A 20,809-nucleotide genomic window follows, 5' to 3' on the forward strand; every position below is an offset into this window, starting at 1 on the left:
AAAAGAAGTCAAATGAAGATGAAATCAGCTTTTAAACTTGGATTACTTTCACTTTTTATAATGCCCTTACTTTTAATGGCACAAGAATCAACCTCAGCTATCAGTCATTCCTTCTTTATTGCCGGGCCAGAATTTACTGGGATTATTGATGAGGCGGGCAATGTAGCTTGGGATTCGGAAAAACCAGGAGCTAGAGATGGCTACGTACTTAAAAATGGAAATATTCTAATTTGTTGGGCCGATGAGGTACGGGAATTCAACAAAAAAAAGGAAGTTATACTTAAGTATAAAAGGTCTGAGGAGCATATGGAGCTTGGGACTGCAGTTCGACTTTCCAATGGGAACACCATGATTACGGAATCTGGAACCCGACCAAGAATCGTTGAAATCAATAAAAAGGGTGAAGCGGTTAAAAGTGTTCCGCTTCAGCCCGAAACGGACAATGTGCACATGCAAACCCGCATGGCCAGAAAACTTAAAAATGGAAATTATCTGGTTCCCCACTTATTGGCTTTTGCGGTCAAAGAATACCGACCCGATGGAACAATCGTGAACACTTTTAGCACTGACTTTGAAGTCTACGGAGGACGCAAGGCCGAGACATGGCCCTTTACGGCAATTCGAATGAAGAATGGCCATACACTGGTCACGCTTACCCATGGGAATAGGGTAGTGGAGTTGGATGCTAAAGGGGATATCATTTGGCAGATAGATAATTCCATTTTTGATGGCGACCCATTGGTGGACCCATGCGGAGCACAACGATTACCGAATGGCAACACGGTAATTGCGAGTTATGGTGCACAAAAAGGAATCAAACTATTTGAAGTGACCAAAAGCAAAAATATAGTTTGGACCTATAATAATTATAGAGCCCACCATTTTCAAATCTTGACGACCAATGGAAAACCCCTAAAAGGAGCTCCACTTAAATAAAGTATGAATTTGTTCGATGTTTTATTGATTAGTGGTGTCGCTGAAGGTCCTTCGGACTTTCTGGTTTTTTTAGGCAGAATGCATCCACTGGTTGTTCATTTGCCCATTGGTTTTTTGCTGTTGGCCGCATTGGTGGAACTGGTAGCCAAAAAACCAAAATTTCAACCCTTAAAAAGTTACACACACTATATATGGGGTTTGGGAAGTATAAGTGCCCTTTTTGCCGTACTCTTTGGTTACTTTCTCTCGCTTTCCGGGGACTACAATGAGAACACTTTATTCTGGCATAAATGGATGGGTGTTGGCGTTTTCCTGTTTTCTATTGTCTTTTACCTTATTTCACGAAAGCAGTTGAAACTTCCATCCTACGGAAGGCCCATTTTACTATTCTTGATTGCATTTGCTATTTTCTTTACCGGTCATTTGGGCGGAAACCTTACCCATGGATCTACCTATTTATTGGAATATGCCCCTAATGTTGTCAGAAATCTGGCTGGTATGCCAGATAAGGCGATACCGAGGGCGAAAGTAACTGTGCTGGATTCAGCAGATGTGTATTTAGATTTGATTTCACCCATTTTGGACAGGCGTTGTGTTAGCTGCCACAATGACGATAAAAAGAAGGGCGATTTGGATTTGACTTCGTATGCGAACCTTGCTTTAGGAGGAGAAAGCGGTGAAGTTGTGGTTCCTGGGGATTCCAATACCAGCGATTTGTTCAGACGTATTACGCTTCCTAAAACGCATGACGATTTTATGCCTACTGAAGGTAAACCACCATTGTCTGAAGAGGAGGTTGCTATAATTGGCTGGTGGATTGAGAAGAATGTACCCCCTACGGGCTACTTTGTGGAAATGGAACCAGATGAAAAAATGAAGGATTTAGCTGAAAAATATTTAGGTCTTGATAAAAACAAGCTGTTAAGCCAAAATGTTCAGATTCCAAATAAGCAAGTTGTGGATTCATTGGTAAACTATGGTTTTATACTGAATTCCCTTATGATTGATAATAACTTTTTGGAAGCAAACTTTAGTTTAAGCGAACAAGAATTGGATGATCAAGCTTTGAAAACACTTATTGGACTTAAAAACCAAGTTGTTTGGTTGAATTTAAGCAATTCCAAAATCAACAATTCCCATCTGGAACAGGTAGGCCAATTGGAAAATTTGATAAAATTAAATCTTAGTACCAATCCAATTTCGGATGAAGGGTTGTCATATCTATCGCAATTACACAATTTGGAATCCATCAATCTTTACAAAACACATGTTTCCGATGGAATTCTTAGGTTGGTTTCTGAACTTCCCAATTTAAAAAGACTTTATCTTTCAGAATCCAATGTTGACAGTATCACCGTGGCTCAACTACTTAGGGAACATCAAGTTTTAAAAATAGTATTTGAAAGAAAGCCCTAAGGCTTTAACCTTACACGCATGAGTTTTGGGCCGGAGGTAATGTATAAAACTTCTTCCTTATCATCCAGAACGCAGTTGGTATTGAACTCATTATTTAGAATGGTGCCCAAATGCTTTCCTTCAGCATTCAAAATGTAGACTCCTCCAGGACCAGTTGCAAAAATAATTCCATCTCTATTTACTTTCAATCCATCTGGATGTCCTTTTTCCTTTGGAGCGTTACCCGTAGCATCAAAGAATTTTCTTCCGTTGGAAATAATACCATTTTCATCAACATCGGCAGCAATCCAAATGGCATTTTGCCAATCCGCATTGGCAATGTAAACCGTTTTCTCATCAGGTGAAAAAGCAATACCGTTAGGACTGGAAAGTGTATCCGTTACCACTTCGATTTCACCTTCGGGAGAGATGCTATATACCGCTGCATTTAATCGTCCCTCTTCTACAGGGGGCGGGTCGGACATGATCATATTTCCATTGGAATGGAAGGTGGCATCGTTGGTGTTGTTAAACCGAATCCCGTTGTATTGGTCAATAAAAACTTCAAAATTGCGAACGGGATTGTTTATAGAACTTTTCATGCGCACCGCTTCTCCATGACCGTACCGCAAAATGACCAACGAATCATTTGGGTCAACCAAAAGTGCACTTGGTCCAGGTCTATCTGGATCGGAATCCGCCATATCAAGATACAGGGTGACACTATCCTTTTCGGTCCATTGGTATAATTTCTGATGTCCAACATCAGTATAAACCAATTTTTGTTCATCTTTTAGCCAAATTGGCCCTTCGGACCAGGCATGCCCTGTGGATAGTATCTCTATAACGGCATTGGACGAAATGACATCGTCCAAGGCTTTATCCAATCGTTCAATTTTGCCTACCGTCTGGAATGTTTTAGATTTTGTTTCCAATTTGTTTTGCTCCTTGCAGGATGAAATCAAAAGGAATGTGGCAAAAACCCCGAATACAAGATTTAGTTTTTTCATGAATCAATCGATTTGAATACTAGCTGTTTTAACTGGACGGTTTTCCTTTAAGGATATAATGGCAGCTTCGGCCAATATCATGGCCTTGAGTCCGTCTTCCCCAGAAACGGGCATCGGGCTGTTGTTTTGTAAAGCCTCAACAAAAACCTTTATCTCTTCGAGATAGGAAGACTCGTATCTATCCATAAAAAAGTTTAGGTGACGGTCTAAACTAGAACCCATCTCCGTGGCAATGCTCACCGAACTTTTTAAAGGATTATCAACTTTTATCACACCCTTAGATCCAAATACTTCCAAACGCTGGTCATACCCGTATTTGGATTCACGGCTATTTTCAATGGTAGCGACGGCTCCATTTTCAAACTTCAATAAAATAGTGGCACTATCAATATCTCCAGCTTCTCCAATAGCAGGGTCGATTAGACAATCACCAGAAGCAAAAACTTCCACTACCTCACATCCCATGATAAATCGAGCCATATCAAAATCATGGATGGTCATATCTTTGAACAAACCACCCGATTTTTTGATATAGGAAATAGGTGGTGGCTGGGGATCCCGGCTCACAATGTGAAGACTGCGCAAGTTTCCAATTGTCCCTCGTGAAATTTCAGTCCTGACCTTTGAAAAATTCACGTCAAATCGTTGATTGAAACCTATCATAAGAGGAACTTTCAAAGCAGCAATTGTTCTAACCGTCTCATGCGATTTTTTAAGGGATTTGTCAATTGGTTTTTCGCAAAAGATGGCCTTTCCTGCTTTGGCCGCTTTTACGGCGTATTCCGAATGTGTGTCGCTGGGTGAACTGATGAGCACCGCATCAATTTCAGGATTCTGAATGATTAAATCGATATTGTCGGAAACGTTTGGAACGCCTTGTTCTAAAGCAAAATTTTGCCCTTCTTTTCCGGGGTTGACTGCTGCAACCAATTCGACCCCTTCGATTTTTCTGGAAAGGTTTTCGAGGTGAATTTTCCCCATTCTTCCTACCCCGATAATTCCAATTTTTTGCATGTGGCTTGGTTTATATAAAAATACGGTTCACAGGTCACTATTGCAACTGAATTTTGTTGTGAAAATGCGGGTTTTCAAAATAAAAAGGTAAGCTTATTTTAATTTTTGAAAAAGCAGTTGACCAATGGAAAAATAAAAAAATATGAGCCTATAAATGATAATTAAAATAACTGATAGACTTCAAATGTGGATGATTGGAGAGATTGAAAAAAGAGTACGGGTTTTGGAAGGTCTTTGTAAATATTTCTTGTACGAAAAATAATCACAATTGTATCAATTTTTACATTTTTATACTTTATTAGAGTTTTGTTGCAAAAAAAGTATTAGAATATGCTAAAAAATTGTAAAGTTTGTATTGGTATTTTTTTATTACTTGGGTACATGGATTTTGTGCATCACATAATACCTGCTGAATACACTTATGACCAAACAAACTAAAATATCAATTCTTCATACCGACGAAGCACTACTGGGCCGTTTGCAAATGAACGATGATAGTGCATTAACTGAACTCTATGATCGGTATTGGGATTCTGCCTATTTGGCGGCCTATAATGTGCTAAGGGATAAAAAGCTTTGCGAAGATGTTGTGCAGGAATTATTTATGGATATTTGGAACCGGCGCACCAAAATTAAAATCAAGACCACGTTTAAAGCCTACTTTTTTTCCTGTGTGCGCTATCAAGTGTTTGCACAAATAAGAAAGAAAGACAAAAATGTTAGAACCGAGCTTTTTGAGAATCTAGATCAGAGAATACATTATAACTGTCCCGAATCGGAATATTTATACCAAGAACTTATTGAAAAAATAAATAATACAGTCGAGCATTTACCTAAAAAATGTAGGGAGGTATACATGTTAAGTAGAAATGAGCACCTAAGCCATGCCGAGATTTCCGATCGATTACATATATCTACCAAAACCGTGGAAAACCACATGACCAAAGCACTTAAAATACTCAGAAACTCAGTGGGTAGTTTACTCTTGATGCTGTTTTGGTTCCTTTCTTAAAATCATTTATAATTATCTGATATTTAGCCGGTTAAATGATAAATTCATTTTTTTTTCATTTTAAGTAGGGGATGCCCTTAATTATTGACACTATAATATTAAAGGCCGCCATCGGCCATCAAAATTGGTATGGATAAAAAGGATTTTTTAAAACTGTTGGATAAATACCGTAAAGGCACTACGACTGCGGAAGAAGAAAGTTTTCTACTAAATTACTTTAATAGTTTTCAGGGAGATGAACTTGACGCCTGGCCCAAAGAATTGGGCAATCCACAAGAGTTAAAAGAAAAAATGCTTGGCCGATTAACCCAGAATGTTCAGAAAAAGACAGCCAAGAATTTGAAACTAAGACAGATTTCGTCTGGGCTATTCCTAAAATATGCGGCAAGCGTTGCCATAATTGTGGGTGCCGTGTATATGATTTTAAGTGACAGGGAGATGGGTCTATCAGGTGAGATTCATGGGAATACCTCTGATGCGATTGTTTTAAAAAGGGATGATGGAAATGTTGACGTAATTGCTGAAAATGACCAAAAAAAGATAATGGATTCCAAAGGCAATGTGGTAGGTTTCCAGAAAGGGAACACCATTGCATATGAGCAGCAAAAGGCCCAATCCAAAGAGTTGATTTATAACGAGCTTACTGTTCCTTTAGGGAAGAAATTTGATTTGGTCCTGTCAGATGGCACACAAGTAAAAGTTAATGCCGGCAGTACAATTAAGTATCCGATACAGTTTATTGAAGGAGAATCCAGACAGGTGGAGGTTTGGGGAGAAGCTTACTTTGATGTGACAAAAGATGAAAACCATCCTTTTTTGGTAAATGCGAACAACATCCAAGTAAAGGTGCTGGGAACCAAATTCAATGTATCCTCTTATCCTGAAGACGATGCCATCAATACTGTTTTGGTGGAAGGGTCGGTTCAATTATTTGATTCAGAAAATAACAATGCACAAAATTCCTTTGTTATTGCTCCAAATCAGAAGGCTTCTTGGAACAAGGAAATGGGGAAAATGACCATAGAAGAAGTAGATACCAGTATTTACACTTCATGGATCAATGGAAGAATAGTGTTTAAAAACACACCCTTTAAAAACATCAGAAAAAAATTGGAAAGACGCTATAACGTGGTCATTGTAAACCACAATGCGTCGTTGGACGAAAAATTTTATAACGCCTCTTTTGATATAGAAACCATTCATCAAGTAATGGAGGCCTTTAGAGAAAATTACGATATAGACTACACCATAACCAACAACCAGATTATTATTAACTAAAAACCAGCTTTTATGAAAGCAAACTAACGAACCAATAAATCACAAAATCGGAGGATGCGGCAACATCCCCCGATAGCTTAACGTGATTCTAACTAAATGTACAACCACAATAACGCTATTAAAAGTATGAAAAAAACAACTAATTCAGGTGTGCTATTATGGGACATCCCGAAATTTGACCTCAAAATGAAACTCACTACAATTTTCTTGATTGTTTCGTTGTTCAGAATTCAGGCCAGCACATACTCTCAAACAACCAAAATCACACTGGACCTGGATCAGGTGAGTGTAGAAAAAGTGCTCGATGAGATTGAACGAAATACCGATTTTAAGTTTCTGGCGGATACTCAGGAAGTAAACTTGGGAAGAATTGTGTCCATTAGGGCTAGAAATGAAAGGATTAAATCCATTCTTGATAGAATATTCAGCAATGATGATGTTGTGTATTCCATCTTGGGAAAACAGATAATCCTTAAAAAGAACAAGCTACAAAAGGCTGATGATGTTACTGAAGCTTTCCAAAGATCCATATCCGGAACAACTGTCGACGTAAGCGGACAACCACTGCCCGGGGTAAATGTCGTTGAAAAAGGGACTGGGAATGGAACATCTACGGATTTTGACGGCAATTACAGCATAAATGTATCCAGTGATTCAGCAGTTTTGGTATTCTCCTACATTGGTTTTGTGTCTGTTGAAGTACCTGTTGAAAATCAGACTGCCATCAATGTAACCATGCGGGAAGATGTAGGACAACTTGATGAAATTGTTGTTACTGCGTTGGGAATCAAAAAAGAAGCCAAAGCCTTAGGATATTCAGTTGCCAAGGTTGGTCAAGAGCGCATTCTTGCAAGTGGCCCTCCAGTTAATGCCCTTCAATCATTGTATGGGGCCGCATCTGGAGTTACCGTTGCTGCAACCGCTACAGGACCAACAGGCGGAATGAAAATCAATATCCGTAATGCGGTATCTTTTGATGCCAATTCTACTACCAGACCCCTAATTGTTGTGGATGGAATTCCAATCCATGATGAAAATACAAACATAACCCGTAATGCAAGAACAGGTCGGGATAATGGTACGGGTATCAATGACATTAATCCAGATGATATTGAATCCTTTGAAATCTTAAAAGGAGCCAAAGCCTCCGTACTATATGGAAGTGAAGGGGCCAATGGGGTTATTTTAATTACCACCAAAAGTGGTTCTAGAAACAGAGGATTGGGTATTTCTGCCTCCTTTACCACAACAATGGAGGAGAGTGCATTTTTACCAGAACTACAAAATTTGTATGGCACAGGTAGAAGCCCAAGTACCTCCCAAACTGACGACCAAGGATATTTCTTGGATGAAAACGGCGAAAGAACATTGGATGTGGCCGGTTCTGCCTTTGGACCCAGATATGATCCCAATGTGACCCTGAACTGGTGGGATGGATCCACAAGACCCTGGGTGGCTAGCAATAGAACAGTATATGACCAGTTATTCAGGACTGGATCACAACAATCTTCCAATGTTTCCTTGAGTTCAGGAGGAGAAAAAGGTTCAGTACGTTTTTCGTATACCAATCTTAGATATTCCCCGATCTATCCAGGAGCAAAATACAGAAAGAACACCTTTAGCCTTAATGCCTCCTATGATCTTAATGATAACATATCCATAAAATATGTCAGCAACTTTTTTGCCACCAAAAATTTGAACTCAGCCTACGAAGGATCTTTTGATTCACAAGGATCGGTGTCCAGTTTAGGGGCTTATTCCAGTGATATCGATGTGGATTTATTAAGAAGTTTCATGGTTACCGAAAACGGGTTCAATTATTTTGCCAACCCAGCAAGAAGAAGCAATTTTATATCTAACGGTAGATCATCTGTAGTAGGAACTTTATGGGATTGGACCCAGAACGTGTCCGAGTTTAACCGTACGCACAGCTTGCAATCCCTAACCCTTGACCTTACATTCAACGATTATTTGAGTGCCACTATTTTGGGAGGATTGGATTATACTGTTGAAAGAAATGTCTACAAAGGCAAACTTCAAGATCCTGATCTAATTGGTCCCAACAGCGGATCAGTGTTTAGAGATGCCAATAGGGTTATCCGAAAAACTTATGGACAAGCTACGTTAAACTATGACTTCAATCTTAATGATTTTGGATTCAATGGTTTTGTCGGAGGTGTTATAAGGAATAATTATTTTGAAACAAAAGGAGCTGAGAAAATTGGAGGTTTTGTGATCCCGAACTTTTTCTCATTCTCCAATTTACCTTCAGGAGTTCAGCCACAATATGTGTTTGATAATGGAGAAGATATGCTTTACAGTCTGCTTGGATCGTTCCAGGTCGATTGGAAAGATCAAGTATATGTAGAGGCCCAGGCACGTCAAGATTGGTCTTCGATTTTGCCTCCAGGGAACAACAGCTATTTTTATCCTGGTTTAAGTGCAACTTGGATTGCTTCCAATTCGTTGAAGCTTCCAGAAGTGGTCCAATTTTTAAAGCTTAGAACGTCTTGGGCAGATGTGGGTAGACCAGGTCCCTTATACTTTAGTAATGTGAACCTTGGTGTTTCTGCTTCAGGGGGTGGATTTATTCTAACACCACCTAATGACCTACCTCCAATCGATGGAAATTTCATTCCCAATCTAAAGCCGGAGCGTAAACGTGAATATGAGGTTGGACTTGAGGGGTATTTCTTTAATGGAAGAAGACTAGGTTTCGATTTCTCTTTCTATCATGCAAATACCTACGATCAAATTATGAGAGTCCAAGCCCCTCCAGGATTGGGAGTTAATAGTGTTAGGATCAATGCGGGCGATGTGGCCAATACAGGTTGGGAATTAGCCCTAAAGACCAGGCCGTTAATGGGCAACAATTTCAGCTGGGATCTTGATATGACATTCGCTGCGGCCAAAACCAAGGTGAGACGATTGGATGGAGAAATTAATTCACTGGCCTTGTGGAGTAGAAATGGATTAAATGCAGTTGCCGAAGTTGGAGGTGAATACGGTCTTATTATCCAGCAAAGTGGAAACCATCACTACATCAACCCTTCAGATGATAACGACCCCAATAATGGTGCACGTATCGTTGATAACAATGGTGCCCGATATGCCTATTCCAGAAGTAGCAATAAAAAGGTGGGGAAATTGCTTCCAGACCTTGCGGGTGGACTTTTCACGCGATTCAATTATAAGAACTTCGGGTTGGTGGTCAATATGGACTACTCCTTCGGAGCAACGTTTATAAACGAGGCTGAAACCTATATGATGGCAGCAGGGGTACTTAACGAAAGCTTGCCGTTCAGGGATGCCCAAAGCGGTGGTATTGCTTATCATTTGAACGACGAAGGCCAAAAAGTGGCCGGTGCTCATCCCAGTGGAGGTGCAACCTATAATGATGGAGTGTTGTTAGATGGGGTTCTTTCAAATGGTGATGCAAACACGCAAGTTGTTGCGGCCGAGGATTATTATGGTTCCTCCTACTTTTCAAACGGCTTTTTCCCTGAGGACAGACTGTTTAAAAGCGATTATATAGCCTTGCGTAACATCGCCTTGGATTACAGACTTCCCGATTTTTCAAAAAAGATAGGGTTGAGCGATGTTGTGCTTTCCGTTTTCGCCAACAACGTTGCCTATCTGTACAGAGCGGCTCCGAATACCATTCCAGAATCTACAAATGGTACCGGATGGGCTGCAGGATCTTATGGGACCACGGCTTTACCGACCCAGCGTTCAGTAGGATTGTCGATCAAGGCTAAACTTTAACTAAAAAAAATAGAAACTATGAGAAATTCAGTAATTAGACTATTACTATCTCTTCTTCTTGTATTCAGCTTTGGATGCACCAAGGAGTTGGAGGAGTTGTACCAAGATCCTGATGGTTTTTCGAAAACACAGGCAGATAAAGCAGGTGTAAGTATTATAGCCGGATATTTTACCTCACAGTTGACCAGGGGCTTTTTGCTCAGAGGTGACTATGGTGCTTCATATCACCAATTAAGAAGTGGTTCCCGTGTCATGGGTACCGGGGTGCAATTGTATTTTACAACCAATTCTTTTGGTGTGCCATACGCGCTTCGGGATGTTGAAAACGATTGGGGATCTAATGCTTTTAACCGAACCGTTTTTAACAACATCAATAGTCCATGGATAAAACAGGTACTTTGGGGACAAAAGGAATTCAATAATATTCCTGAAGCGGATAGAACCAAGCTCGATGTACTCTTTATTAGGTTATTACATGTGCTTAAAGCATATGGATATCAAAGAGGTATCGATTTGTATGACGCCGTTCCTTATTTTCAAACCGGATCAGCTGGAGCATTGGACGGTGAAAAAGCCGAATGGCTTGGTCAAGAGGAAATCTACCCAATAATTATCCAAGAACTTAAAGAAATTGAGGAGTACTTGGCCGGTTTGGAGCTGGAATCAGATGATCAGACTATATTTTCACAGCAAGATGTAATTTTTGGTGGCGATCTAAACCAATGGCGTAAGTATATCAATTCACTTCGATTGCGTTGGGCGATGAACATTAGTGAAGTGCAGCCCAGTATTACTGCCTCGGTACTTGGGGAATTGAATGGCAAACCACTTTTGGACCAACCTTTGGACGTAGCTGGATTGGCCGATATTGCCATTGTTGAACCTTACCGTTTGCAGGTAGAATTGGGAATCACGCGAGCATTTAGAGAGCGTGCCGATGAATGTCGTGCCCCAAAAAGGTTTTTACATGATGTAATGCATTGTATTCCAGATGAGAAAAGCATTGTTGTAAACGGAGAGACCCTCTACTATTTTGATGGAGACAATGCCACCGAAGGTTTAGCCAATGGAACAGTAGATCCTAGGGTTGCATACCTATTCTCAAAGGATGTTATGGGTAGATATATTGGAGCTGAAACCGGATTTGACGATGGAAGCGATCCCAATAGCTATTATAATAAAACCATGAGGGGTTATTATATTAACCACCCCATCATGACTGATATCAATGTAACCGAGATAACGTTTGGAGCTGCTGGCAATGAGCATAACATCAAGTTAAATGATGAAGCGTCTGCAGATTTATCGCTAAGAGAAGCATTCCTTTTGAATGCATTTAGAAATTTCTGCGGCCAGTATCAAGATATCGGATGGACCATTGGTACTGATAGAAATATGGTTGCGGAATACAATGTACGCCCGCAGTACAATTTCGACATCAGATATCCCACTATGCATGCCGTTGAATCTGAACTTTCACTAGCCGAAGCTGCTGTGAGGGGATTCGGTACTGTAGGCGGTTCTGCTCGTGATCACTATAAAAAAGCAATTGAACTTTCTTGTGCATATTGGTATGAGATGAATACGGCCAACACCTATTCAAAACAGACCACACCATCATTCCCAAGTAATATGGACCAGTCTAGAATAGATCGCGACCGTCCAGAGTTGGAATACAATGCAAGCGCCTATGCCGAGTTTGAAGCACAACGCTTTGACGGATTGTCAGATCAAGAAAAGGTGAGGTCCATCTTTAATCAATTGCAACTGCACTACAATATGTTCAATTTTGAGACTCCGTATACCGCAGCTCGTCGATTGGTCAATTACTTAGGCGACAATCCGGGGTCACCCTATGAAATATTCCAGTGGAAAGAACGCTTCCTGTACAACCCAAATATTCAGGCCACAGATCCTGAAGCATGGGCCATCATCAGTCAGCATGACGATGTTAACCTACCCATTTGGTACACAGGTCGTCAAACGAAGTGGAAAAATGTTCTGGAATAAATCACTAACCTAATACTATAACGAATGAAAAGGATACTATTTTTAATGCTCTCTTTGGTCATGATGATTTCATGTAGCAAAGATGATGAAGGATCAATTATTGGTACGGCAAGTGCCGATGGAGGCAATGTGGTTTCCGGAATAACGGTAAAACTATATAATGATAAAGCTGCCCTATTGAACAGTACAACTACAGATGGTGAAGGTAATTTTTCCTTTACCGGATTGGAGGCAGGCAATTATTACGTAGGCGCCACCATTACCGTGGGTGATGTGGTATGGGATTCTGGAAACACCCCACAGCTTGTTTATGTCAGCGATGAGATAGTTAAAGAAATTGCGCTCACGTTGAACCAAAAGTAACTATTCGATTCTGTTCTGGGAATCTAGTGTTTTTTGAACAGAGGTCTACATCGAATATTGTTTGAGTTATGTTCGTTGGATTGCCGGTCATTTATGGCCGGCTTTCTTTTTTAAAGAACCCATGAGGGAGTTAGGAAACATTTAGAGATTCGCAAAAAAGTGTAAAGAGATACCTAAACCTAATGATACAGTTTGGTTGGTAAATGTTGAGGTTAATTCGATTGATATTTGGCGTTTTTTCTTTCAAATGTTGAACTAATTGGTTATATTCCATAGACTTTTGACGGAAAATTTAATCGACATAATATGACTGAGAAAATATCCAACAACTGTGAAGGCAATGGATGGCATGAAATTCCAAATACAGGAGATGATGCTACCTATCCCCGAGATTGGTACTCCTCTACCTGGGATGAAGGCAATGAATATGCTAGAGGTAAGGCAATTGAGGAATGGCTTAATGATTTGGGTTTTTTTGTTGTAGGTTATACGGACAAAACTATCCCTTTCTGTAAACAGAACACCTGTACAGGCAATAAAAAGTGTTTGCCACAAGTAATAGAATCCGACCCTACCGATACTGTAACGATTAAACTGGTCAGTATCACCATGCCTGATAACAAGGTTAAGAAAATGTATTGGGCGTTTGCCAAAGATAGGGGAAGAATCAAATTAAGAGCTACCTCTTGCAAATGCGTAACTGTTCCACAAGAATTTTAAATTACTAAAAATGGAAAAAGTCAAAATGGCAGATACTTGTGTTAAGAACACAACTTGGCAAGAAAGACGAATAGATGATACCGTCCCAGACGAAGCAAAATCTGATTCTTTTGAGGAGGGCGATGCTTGGGGGCAGGCAAGGTCAATAAAGGACTTGATGTTATTGCTAGAGTTCACAGATCAGCAGTGGGAGGCCTTATGCAATGGTAAATGTGCAAGCGACACCAAACAATGTCTACCAAAAGACATTGTAAGGACCCAAACAGACAACCTTATTATCAAGAAAATAACCATGGACCTATCTGGTGGGAAAAAACGAACCATGTATTGGGCCTTGATAAGTACTCGACCAGGTAATATGAAAATCAAGGCAACCGACTGTGATTGCGTGACTATACCTTATTTTTAGTGGTTAATTGATAGTTTTCTAGGGTGATTGATGTGGATTATTGCCTAGATTTTCAATTAGTTTTTTTCTTCTTTTCCCCATCACCTTGTCGATGTGTGACTTTGTTGAAACAAAGCTGTCCAAACCACCAGACAGCCCCTTCCTCAGTGCCGAAGCTGTGTTCAACATCAAAAATATACTTTAAGGGTTAGAAACCAAAAATGTTAACCTCTGGTTAGCCTAGAAAACAAAAAAACCCCAGTAAATACTGAGGTTTATGTACTCGAGGCGGGACTTGAACCCGCACGGGCAAATGCCCACAGGATTTTAAGTCCGGCGTGTCTACCAATTCCACCACTCGAGCAGGACTTAAACAAAAAAACGCTGCAAGCAGCGTTTTGAGCGAAAAACGGGATTCGAACCCGCGACCTCCACCTTGGCAAGGTGATGCTCTACCAACTGAGCTATTTTCGCATTTTAAAGAACATCTGCAGCACCAGTTACTGCCGATGCGGATGCAAATTTAAAACATTTCCGCAAAAAAGAAAGAAATATTTTAAGAGGAAGCCTTTTTCTTTTTGCTTAACAATCGTTTGATCTCGTTAAGTTTCATCAAAGCCTCAACAGGGGTGAGTGTGTCAATGTCCAAATGCAGAATTTCCTCCTTGATTTCTTCGAGTAAAGGGTCGTCCAGATTAAAAAAGCTTAATTGCATTTCGTTCTGGTTGGCTTCCAACTTTTCAGATATTTCTTCGCTCGAGTGCGACTTTTCAAGTTTTTTCAGGATTTTATTGGCTTTTTGAATCACCTGTTGTGGCATCCCCGCCATTTTGGCTACGTGGATTCCAAAACTGTGCTCACTACCCCCTGGAACCAATTTCCGAAGGAAAAGCACATTGTCCTTCAACTCCTTGACCGAAACATTGTAGTTTTTGATACGCTCAAAAGTATTGGTCATTTCATTGAGTTCGTGATAATGGGTGGCAAAAAGTGTCTTTGCCCTTGATGGATGTTCGTGCAAATATTCCGATATGGCCCAGGCAATGGAAATTCCATCGTAGGTGCTTGTTCCCCTTCCGATTTCATCCAATAAAACCAGGCTTCGTTCCGACAGATTGTTCAAAATTGAGGCGGTCTCGTTCATTTCCACCATAAAGGTCGATTCGCCCATGGAGATATTGTCACTGGCCCCAACACGGGTAAAAATCTTGTCCACAACCCCAATATTGGCTTCAGAGGCCGGTACAAAACTGCCCATTTGAGCCAGTAGCACAATAAGCGCCGTTTGACGCAGTATGGCCGATTTACCACTCATATTAGGGCCGGTAATCATAATAATTTGCTGCGTTTCACGATTTAGAGCGACATCATTTGTAATGTAACTTTCACCCAGGGGCAATTGCTTTTCAATGACCGGATGCCGTCCATCTATAATATTAAGAGTAGTGGACTCATTCATATTGGGAAGGACATAGTCATTGGCTTTGGCCAGTTGTGCAAATCCCGCCAAACAATCTAATTGCGCTATCAATTGTGCATTTTTTTGCACGGGAATGATATAATCTTGCAGCCATACCAAAAGCTGTTCGAACAATTGTTGCTCCAACTGTAAAATGCGTTCTTCGGCTCCCAGAATTTTGGCCTCGTACTCTTTGAGTTCTTCCGTGATGTAACGCTCAGCATTGACCAGGGTTTGTTTTCTGATCCAGGTTTCAGGTACCTTGTCCTTATGCGTGTTCCGTACTTCGATATAATAGCCAAAAACGTTATTTGATGCTATTTTAAGAGAGGTGATGCCAGTTTGCTTTGTTTCGCGCTCCAACATCTTGTCCAGATAATCCTTGCCTGAAAAAGCCAGGTTTCGCAACTCATCCAATTCTTCGGAATACCCTTGCGCAATGGTATCTCCTTTTTGGATATTTATTGGAGCACTTTCATTGAGCATCTCCTTTACCTTTTGGCGAAGGTCTTCGCAATTGTTCAACTGTTTGCCAATATGTTGCAATGAAGGGTTTGGACTCCCGCTGGCCAATTGCTTTATGGGTGCTACGGCTTCCAACGAATTTTTTAATTGGATGACCTCCTTCGGATTGATTTTTCCTGTTGCCAGTTTGGAAATCAGACGTTCCAAATCTCCCATTTGCTTAATCCAGTGCTGAATTTTTTCAAGCTGGGTTTCTTCTTCCTTTAAAAAGGACACCACTTGATACCGTTCCTTGATTTTTTCAACATTTTTCAACGGCAGGGCCAACCATCGTTTTAAAAGTCGACCACCCATGGGTGAGATGGTCTTGTCGATGATATCCAGCAAGGTAACCGCGTTGAGGTTATGGGAATGGTACAGTTCAAGATTGCGAATGGTAAAACGGTCCATCCAAACATATTCCTCTTCCGCAATACGTTGGATTTTGTTGATGTGCTGCAACTGCCGATGCTGGGTTTCGGACAAATAATGAAGTACAGCTCCGGAAGAAATAATCCCATTCGTTAAGTGGTCTATACCAAAACCTTTCAGGTTTGTGGTCTTGAAATGGCCATTAAGGCTTTCTATAGCGAAATCTTCCTGAAAAATCCAATCCTCCAGAAAAAAAGTATGGAGTTGGCCTCCAAACTGATCCACAAAATCCTTTTTATGTGCTTTGGATACCAAAACTTCGTTCGGAGCAAAGTTCTGTAGTAATTTATCAACCTGTTCAGCTGAACCTTCAGAAGTTAAGAACTCGCCGGTAGAAATATCCAGAAAGGAAACACCCAATTTGGTACGCCCAAAATGTACCGCGCATAAAAAGTTGTTGCTTTTGGAAAATAGGATGTCGTCATTTAAGGCCACTCCAGGTGTAACTAACTCCGTAACACCTCGTTTTACAATACTTTTCGTAAGTTTTGGGTCCTCTAGCTGGTCGCAAATGGCAACACGTTGCCCTGCTTTCACCAATTTTGGTAAGTAAGTGTTCAGCGAATGGTGTGGAAATCCGGCCAATTCGGTCTTATCACCCCCATTATTTCTGTAGGTTTGGATGATGCCCAATATTTTGGCGGCTTTTACCGCGTCCGCTCCAAAAGTTTCATAAAAATCCCCTACGCGAAAAAGTAACAGTGCATCAGGATGTTTGGTCTTGATAGCATTGTACTGCTGCATTAAAGGGGTTACTTTCTTTGTTTTTGAAGAAGCTGCCAAAGCGATGGATTTTCCGTTATTTTTGAATCGGGTAAAAACGAAAATACCGTTTTCCCGATAGAGCAAAAATTTTTGTTGATATATTTCACTTTGATGTTGAAAAAATGAAGCGCAAACTTGAAAATAGTGAGTTGGAAAGGTTGGATGTGACTGACTTTAAAAAAGTTGAAAAATCGCCCATAATTTTGATTTTGGACAACATCCGAAGCTTAAACAACATTGGTTCCGTTTTTCGCACGGCAGATGCATTCCTGATTCAAAAAATTTATTTGTGCGGAATAACCGCGACGCCACCTCATAAAGACATCCGAAAAACGGCTTTGGGAGCTACCGATAGTGTCGATTGGGAGTATAGGCCGAACACCTTGGAGCTTGTACAAGAATTACAGGCCGAAAACACCAAGATAATAGCCATTGAACAGGCAGAAGGAGCTACAATGCTCCATGATTACAATGCAAGTTTAGGCCAAGCAATGGCCTTGGTTTTTGGGAATGAGGTCAAGGGCGTTTCGCAAGAGGTGGTTTCAGCGAGTGATATGGTTTTGGAGATTCCGCAGTTTGGCACAAAACATTCCTTGAATATTTCGGTAAGCGTTGGGGTGGTGGTTTGGGATATTTGGAACAAAATAAATGCCCAAAAACAAAAAAAGCCCTGAAAATTCAGGGCTAAACATATAGTTTGAGTTAGTTAGTTCCTCTATAAAGAGAAGGCTAATAAAATAAAACCATTCGTTATATCCAAACTTTTTCAGAAAATTCTCTTAAAAATTAGATAAAAGTATCTGGTCTGAAAGTGCCTTTAAAATGGTGTCGTAGTCGTTTTTATTGTCCACAAAATTCAGCTCACTGATATCCAGGATCATACTATTTTGATTAGGGTGGCTTTTGATGAAGTCCAAATACCCCCGATTTATCTGTTCCAAATAATCAGGACTTATGTTTTGCTCATAATCCCTTCCCCTTTTTTTGATATTGTCCAATAATCGCTCTGTATTCTGGTACAGATAGAGGTAAATTTCCGGCTTTTTAACCTCCTTATACATAAAGTTAAATACCTTTCGATATAGATTGAACTCCTCTTCCTGCAAGGTGATTTTTGCAAAAATCAAGGATTTAAAAATATCATAATCACTGATCATAAAGTTCTTGAAGAGATCAAATTGCGAGGTGTCATCAGTAAATTGCTGATACCGGTCCGCTAAAAATGACATTTCGAGTGGAAATGCGTAGCGGGATTGATCTTCATAAAATTTTGGAAGAAAAGGATTGTCCGCAAAGCGTTCCAATACCAATTTGGCATTGAAATCCGAAGCGATCATTTTGGTCAAAGTGGATTTTCCGGCTCCAATATTACCTTCAACTGCGATAAATTGAAGCTGGGAAAAAAGCTCCAGCCTGTTCTTGAAAAGTTTGTGCTTTGTTTTTGTTAACTGATTACGGTCCTTGCATTGCTGTAACAGATTACGGATGTCCTTGTTCAATACCGGGTGGTAAAACTGTGGCGCAATATCGGCCAATGGCCTTAAAACAAAATTCCGTTCAACCATGCTGGGATGTGGTATGGTCAGCTCATCTGTTTTGATGATTTCGTTCCCGTAAAGAAGGATGTCAATATCCAAGGTTCTGGATCGGTAACCTTTGTGCTCGCTTCTTTCCCGTCCAAAATCCCTTTCAATTTGCAATAGTATTTCAAGCAAATCAAATGGTTTGAGCTCCGTTTCAATGGCAATGCAGGCATTTAAAAAATCCTCGCCTTCAAAACCTACCGCAGCATTTTCATAAACAGCGGATACAGTGCTAATTTTCCCAGCTATTTTTTGAATACTGAAAAGGGCGTTTTGTAGTGTAAGAAAGCGATTGCCCATGTTGCTTCCCAAAGAAAGATATACTTGTTGTTTTCGACCCATAATCAGAAAAACAAAGTAAACAAAACAATATAACAATGGTTATATTTGATGCAGAATAAAATTTTTTTGATGAATTTTTTGAGAAATCTTTTAGCCTCGATTTTAGGATGTTTGGTGGCGTTTGGTATACTGTTCGGCATGTTCATGATATTTTTGGCCTTGGTGAGCAGTGCAGATGACGGAGTAGTGGTTAAGAAAAATTCCGTTTTGGAAATAAGTTTTACCGAACCTATCCGTGATTATTTGGGTAAGGATGAAACGGACCCTTTTGCCGGATTTTGGGATGATGAAGCCGGATTGGATGAGATAATACATGCTATAAAAGTGGCTGGAGGCGATGAAAGGATAAAAGGAATTAGTCTTACCACCAGTTTTGTACAGGCCGGACTTGCGCAGGTACAGGCAATACGCAAGGCTTTGGAAGACTTTAATGGGACCGGAAAGTTCATTTATGCGCATTCCGACTTCTTCACCCAGAAAGATTATTATTTGGCCAGTGTGGCCAATGAACTGTATTTGAACCCAGTAGGGGGAATGGATTTTAAGGGGTTGTCCACTGAAGTGCTATATTTTAAGGATTTACAGGAAAAAACAGGTGTTAAAATGGAAGTGATTCGGCACGGAAAATACAAAAGTGCGGTTGAACCCTATCTTTCAAATACTATGAGTCCTGAAAATCGTGAGCAGATTCATGAACTCATAACTTCTTTATGGGATGAGATGATTGGCGAAATAGGAACTTCACGCGGTATGAGTGTAGATCGACTCAATATTATTGCAGATACTCTTGGAGGTCGTACACCTGAGTTTGCTATTGCCTCAGGTCTGATTGATGGCAACCTTTACTTTGACGAATATGAAGGTTTGATTAAGGAAAACATAGGGGTTGAAGAGGATGATGATATCAATTATGTGAGTTTACAAGACTATATTCCATTGGCGAGTGGAACAAAATATAATGTCGGCAAAAATAAAGTCACAGTGATTTATGCCCAGGGAGAGATTTATTATGGCGAAGGATCTAAGGAATTTATAGGACAAGGCCTGATTACAAGAGCACTTCAAAAAGCTGTGAAAAGTGAAAATACTAAAGCGATTGTATTGCGCATTGATTCTCCAGGGGGAAGTGCCTTGGTTTCTGACATTATCTGGCGTGAAGTGGAATTGGCCAAAAAAGAAAAACCGGTGATCGTTTCCTTTGGCAACGTTGCCGCATCCGGTGGGTATTACATTGGGGTAGGAGGGGATAAAATTTATGCTGAACCCACCACAATAACAGGATCTATTGGTGTTTTTGGAACAATCCCGAATGTAAGTGAATTGGCTGGTGATATCGGAATCAACGCAGAACAGGTGGGAACCAACAAGAACTCGGTGGACTATTCACTGTTTGAGCCTATGAGCAATTCATTTCGAGATGTGGTACAAGAAGGTATCGAAGATACCTACAACACCTTTTTGGAGCGGGTGGCAGCTGGAAGAAACATGAGTGTTGAAGAGGTGAACACATTGGCCCAGGGAAGGGTTTGGAGTGGTGTTGATGCCAAGGAAAATGGTTTGGTAGATGAATTGGGCTCGTTAGAAGATGCCATTGAAGCCGCTGCCGAAATGGCTGACTTGGACTCGTACGGGATTCGAAAATATCCTAGGTACAAATCCGATTTTGAACGCTTCATGGAAAATTTTGGAGGTGCAAAAGCCAAACTTGGAGAAACTTTGATACAAGAAGAAATAGGAAGTGAGGCCTACCAAATATTGAAAGAATTTAAACAATTGACCAAACAAAAAGGAATTCAGGCCAAAATGCCATTTAGCCTTAACATCAAATAATAG

General features: G+C 40.4%; 15 protein-coding genes and 2 tRNA genes. 11 read left to right on the forward strand and 6 right to left on the reverse strand.

The features are described 5' to 3' along the window. The first annotated feature begins 12 nt into the window (after window positions 1-12). Both ACULLG_RS06820 and ACULLG_RS06825 read left to right on the forward strand, forming a co-directional pair. Window positions 13-936: a beta-propeller domain-containing protein gene (locus tag ACULLG_RS06820; RefSeq protein ID WP_452126020.1), complete on the forward strand. Its 924-nt coding sequence runs from the start codon at window positions 13-15 to the stop codon at window positions 934-936. Window positions 937-939: 3 nt separating this feature from the next. Beyond that, on the forward strand, window positions 940-2,352 hold the full coding sequence (locus ACULLG_RS06825; protein WP_452126021.1) for a c-type cytochrome domain-containing protein: 1,413 nt from the start codon (window positions 940-942) through the stop codon (window positions 2,350-2,352). Here the strand turns inward: ACULLG_RS06825 and ACULLG_RS06830 are convergent. Further along, complete coding sequence (locus tag ACULLG_RS06830; protein ID WP_452126022.1) at window positions 2,349-3,341, reverse strand: SMP-30/gluconolactonase/LRE family protein; 993 nt, start codon at window positions 3,339-3,341, stop codon at window positions 2,349-2,351. The genes ACULLG_RS06825 and ACULLG_RS06830 overlap by 4 nt on opposite strands. Before the next feature lie 3 nt (window positions 3,342-3,344). Next, entirely contained in the window at window positions 3,345-4,355 is a 1,011-nt protein-coding gene (gene iolG / locus ACULLG_RS06835; RefSeq protein ID WP_452126023.1) for an inositol 2-dehydrogenase, read from the reverse strand. A 421-nt stretch (window positions 4,356-4,776) separates the two neighbouring features. Between iolG and ACULLG_RS06840 the strand changes: the two genes are divergently transcribed. From ACULLG_RS06840 to ACULLG_RS06870, 7 genes are all read left to right on the forward strand, one after another. Then, a complete protein-coding gene (locus ACULLG_RS06840) occupies window positions 4,777-5,367 on the forward strand; it encodes an RNA polymerase sigma-70 factor (protein WP_452126024.1) in 591 nt (196 codons plus the stop codon). A 129-nt stretch (window positions 5,368-5,496) separates the two neighbouring features. After that, complete coding sequence (locus ACULLG_RS06845) at window positions 5,497-6,645, forward strand: FecR family protein (protein WP_452126025.1); 1,149 nt, start codon at window positions 5,497-5,499, stop codon at window positions 6,643-6,645. 126 nt (window positions 6,646-6,771) lie between these two features. Beyond that, window positions 6,772-10,410, forward strand: coding sequence for a SusC/RagA family TonB-linked outer membrane protein (locus ACULLG_RS06850; RefSeq protein WP_452126026.1), 3,639 nt, complete (start codon window positions 6,772-6,774; stop codon window positions 10,408-10,410). 18 nt (window positions 10,411-10,428) lie between these two features. Next, window positions 10,429-12,420, forward strand: a complete 1,992-nt coding sequence (locus ACULLG_RS06855) for a SusD/RagB family nutrient-binding outer membrane lipoprotein (RefSeq protein ID WP_452126027.1) — start codon at window positions 10,429-10,431, stop codon at window positions 12,418-12,420. Between the two features lie 24 nt (window positions 12,421-12,444). After that, window positions 12,445-12,783: an SdrD B-like domain-containing protein gene (locus tag ACULLG_RS06860; protein WP_452126028.1), complete on the forward strand. Its 339-nt coding sequence runs from the start codon at window positions 12,445-12,447 to the stop codon at window positions 12,781-12,783. Window positions 12,784-13,089: 306 nt separating this feature from the next. After that, window positions 13,090-13,503, forward strand: coding sequence for a hypothetical protein (locus ACULLG_RS06865; RefSeq protein ID WP_452126029.1), 414 nt, complete (start codon window positions 13,090-13,092; stop codon window positions 13,501-13,503). 10 nt (window positions 13,504-13,513) lie between these two features. Then, window positions 13,514-13,912: a hypothetical protein gene (locus ACULLG_RS06870; RefSeq protein WP_452126030.1), complete on the forward strand. Its 399-nt coding sequence runs from the start codon at window positions 13,514-13,516 to the stop codon at window positions 13,910-13,912. A 259-nt stretch (window positions 13,913-14,171) separates the two neighbouring features. On the opposite strand, the gene ACULLG_RS06875 is transcribed toward ACULLG_RS06870, so the two are convergent. The 3 genes from ACULLG_RS06875 to mutS form a co-directional block, all read right to left on the reverse strand. Next, window positions 14,172-14,255 (reverse strand) — tRNA-Leu (locus ACULLG_RS06875). Window positions 14,256-14,292: 37 nt separating this feature from the next. After that, window positions 14,293-14,365, reverse strand: a tRNA-Gly gene (locus ACULLG_RS06880). An 82-nt stretch (window positions 14,366-14,447) separates the two neighbouring features. Continuing rightward, entirely contained in the window at window positions 14,448-17,030 is a 2,583-nt protein-coding gene (gene mutS, locus ACULLG_RS06885) for a DNA mismatch repair protein MutS (protein ID WP_452126540.1), read from the reverse strand. 143 nt (window positions 17,031-17,173) lie between these two features. Here mutS and ACULLG_RS06890 point away from each other — a divergent pair, with 143 nt between their 5' ends. Continuing rightward, window positions 17,174-17,725 (forward strand): RNA methyltransferase, encoded by a 552-nt coding sequence (locus tag ACULLG_RS06890; protein WP_452126031.1) that lies wholly within the window; start codon window positions 17,174-17,176, stop codon window positions 17,723-17,725. A 105-nt stretch (window positions 17,726-17,830) separates the two neighbouring features. On the opposite strand, the gene folK is transcribed toward ACULLG_RS06890, so the two are convergent. Then, window positions 17,831-18,976, reverse strand: coding sequence for a 2-amino-4-hydroxy-6-hydroxymethyldihydropteridine diphosphokinase (gene folK, locus ACULLG_RS06895; RefSeq protein ID WP_452126032.1), 1,146 nt, complete (start codon window positions 18,974-18,976; stop codon window positions 17,831-17,833). Window positions 18,977-19,045: 69 nt separating this feature from the next. Here folK and sppA point away from each other — a divergent pair, with 69 nt between their 5' ends. Continuing rightward, on the forward strand, window positions 19,046-20,806 hold the full coding sequence (gene sppA / locus ACULLG_RS06900; RefSeq protein ID WP_452126033.1) for a signal peptide peptidase SppA: 1,761 nt from the start codon (window positions 19,046-19,048) through the stop codon (window positions 20,804-20,806). Window positions 20,807-20,809: the final 3 nt, after the last annotated feature.

This window comes from Flagellimonas sp. 2504JD1-5, assembly GCF_053618295.1.

Bases quoted from the DNA above. Each gene is read 5' to 3' on its own strand.
- ACULLG_RS06860 (WP_452126028.1), top strand. From the start codon at position 12,445: ATGAAAAGGATACTATTTTTAATGCTCTCTTTGGTCATGATGATTTCA.
- mutS (WP_452126540.1), bottom strand. From the start codon at position 17,030: ATGCAGCAGTACAATGCTATCAAGACCAAACATCCTGATGCACTGTTA.
- ACULLG_RS06890 (WP_452126031.1), top strand. From the start codon at position 17,174: ATGAAGCGCAAACTTGAAAATAGTGAGTTGGAAAGGTTGGATGTGACT.
- ACULLG_RS06820 (WP_452126020.1), top strand. From the start codon at position 13: ATGAAGATGAAATCAGCTTTTAAACTTGGATTACTTTCACTTTTTATA.
- ACULLG_RS06845 (WP_452126025.1), top strand. From the start codon at position 5,497: ATGGATAAAAAGGATTTTTTAAAACTGTTGGATAAATACCGTAAAGGC.
- ACULLG_RS06870 (WP_452126030.1), top strand. From the start codon at position 13,514: ATGGAAAAAGTCAAAATGGCAGATACTTGTGTTAAGAACACAACTTGG.
- ACULLG_RS06865 (WP_452126029.1), top strand. From the start codon at position 13,090: ATGACTGAGAAAATATCCAACAACTGTGAAGGCAATGGATGGCATGAA.
- ACULLG_RS06840 (WP_452126024.1), top strand. From the start codon at position 4,777: ATGACCAAACAAACTAAAATATCAATTCTTCATACCGACGAAGCACTA.
- iolG (WP_452126023.1), bottom strand. From the start codon at position 4,355: ATGCAAAAAATTGGAATTATCGGGGTAGGAAGAATGGGGAAAATTCAC.
- sppA (WP_452126033.1), top strand. From the start codon at position 19,046: ATGAATTTTTTGAGAAATCTTTTAGCCTCGATTTTAGGATGTTTGGTG.
- ACULLG_RS06825 (WP_452126021.1), top strand. From the start codon at position 940: ATGAATTTGTTCGATGTTTTATTGATTAGTGGTGTCGCTGAAGGTCCT.
- ACULLG_RS06830 (WP_452126022.1), bottom strand. From the start codon at position 3,341: ATGAAAAAACTAAATCTTGTATTCGGGGTTTTTGCCACATTCCTTTTG.
- folK (WP_452126032.1), bottom strand. From the start codon at position 18,976: ATGGGTCGAAAACAACAAGTATATCTTTCTTTGGGAAGCAACATGGGC.
- ACULLG_RS06850 (WP_452126026.1), top strand. From the start codon at position 6,772: ATGAAAAAAACAACTAATTCAGGTGTGCTATTATGGGACATCCCGAAA.
- ACULLG_RS06855 (WP_452126027.1), top strand. From the start codon at position 10,429: ATGAGAAATTCAGTAATTAGACTATTACTATCTCTTCTTCTTGTATTC.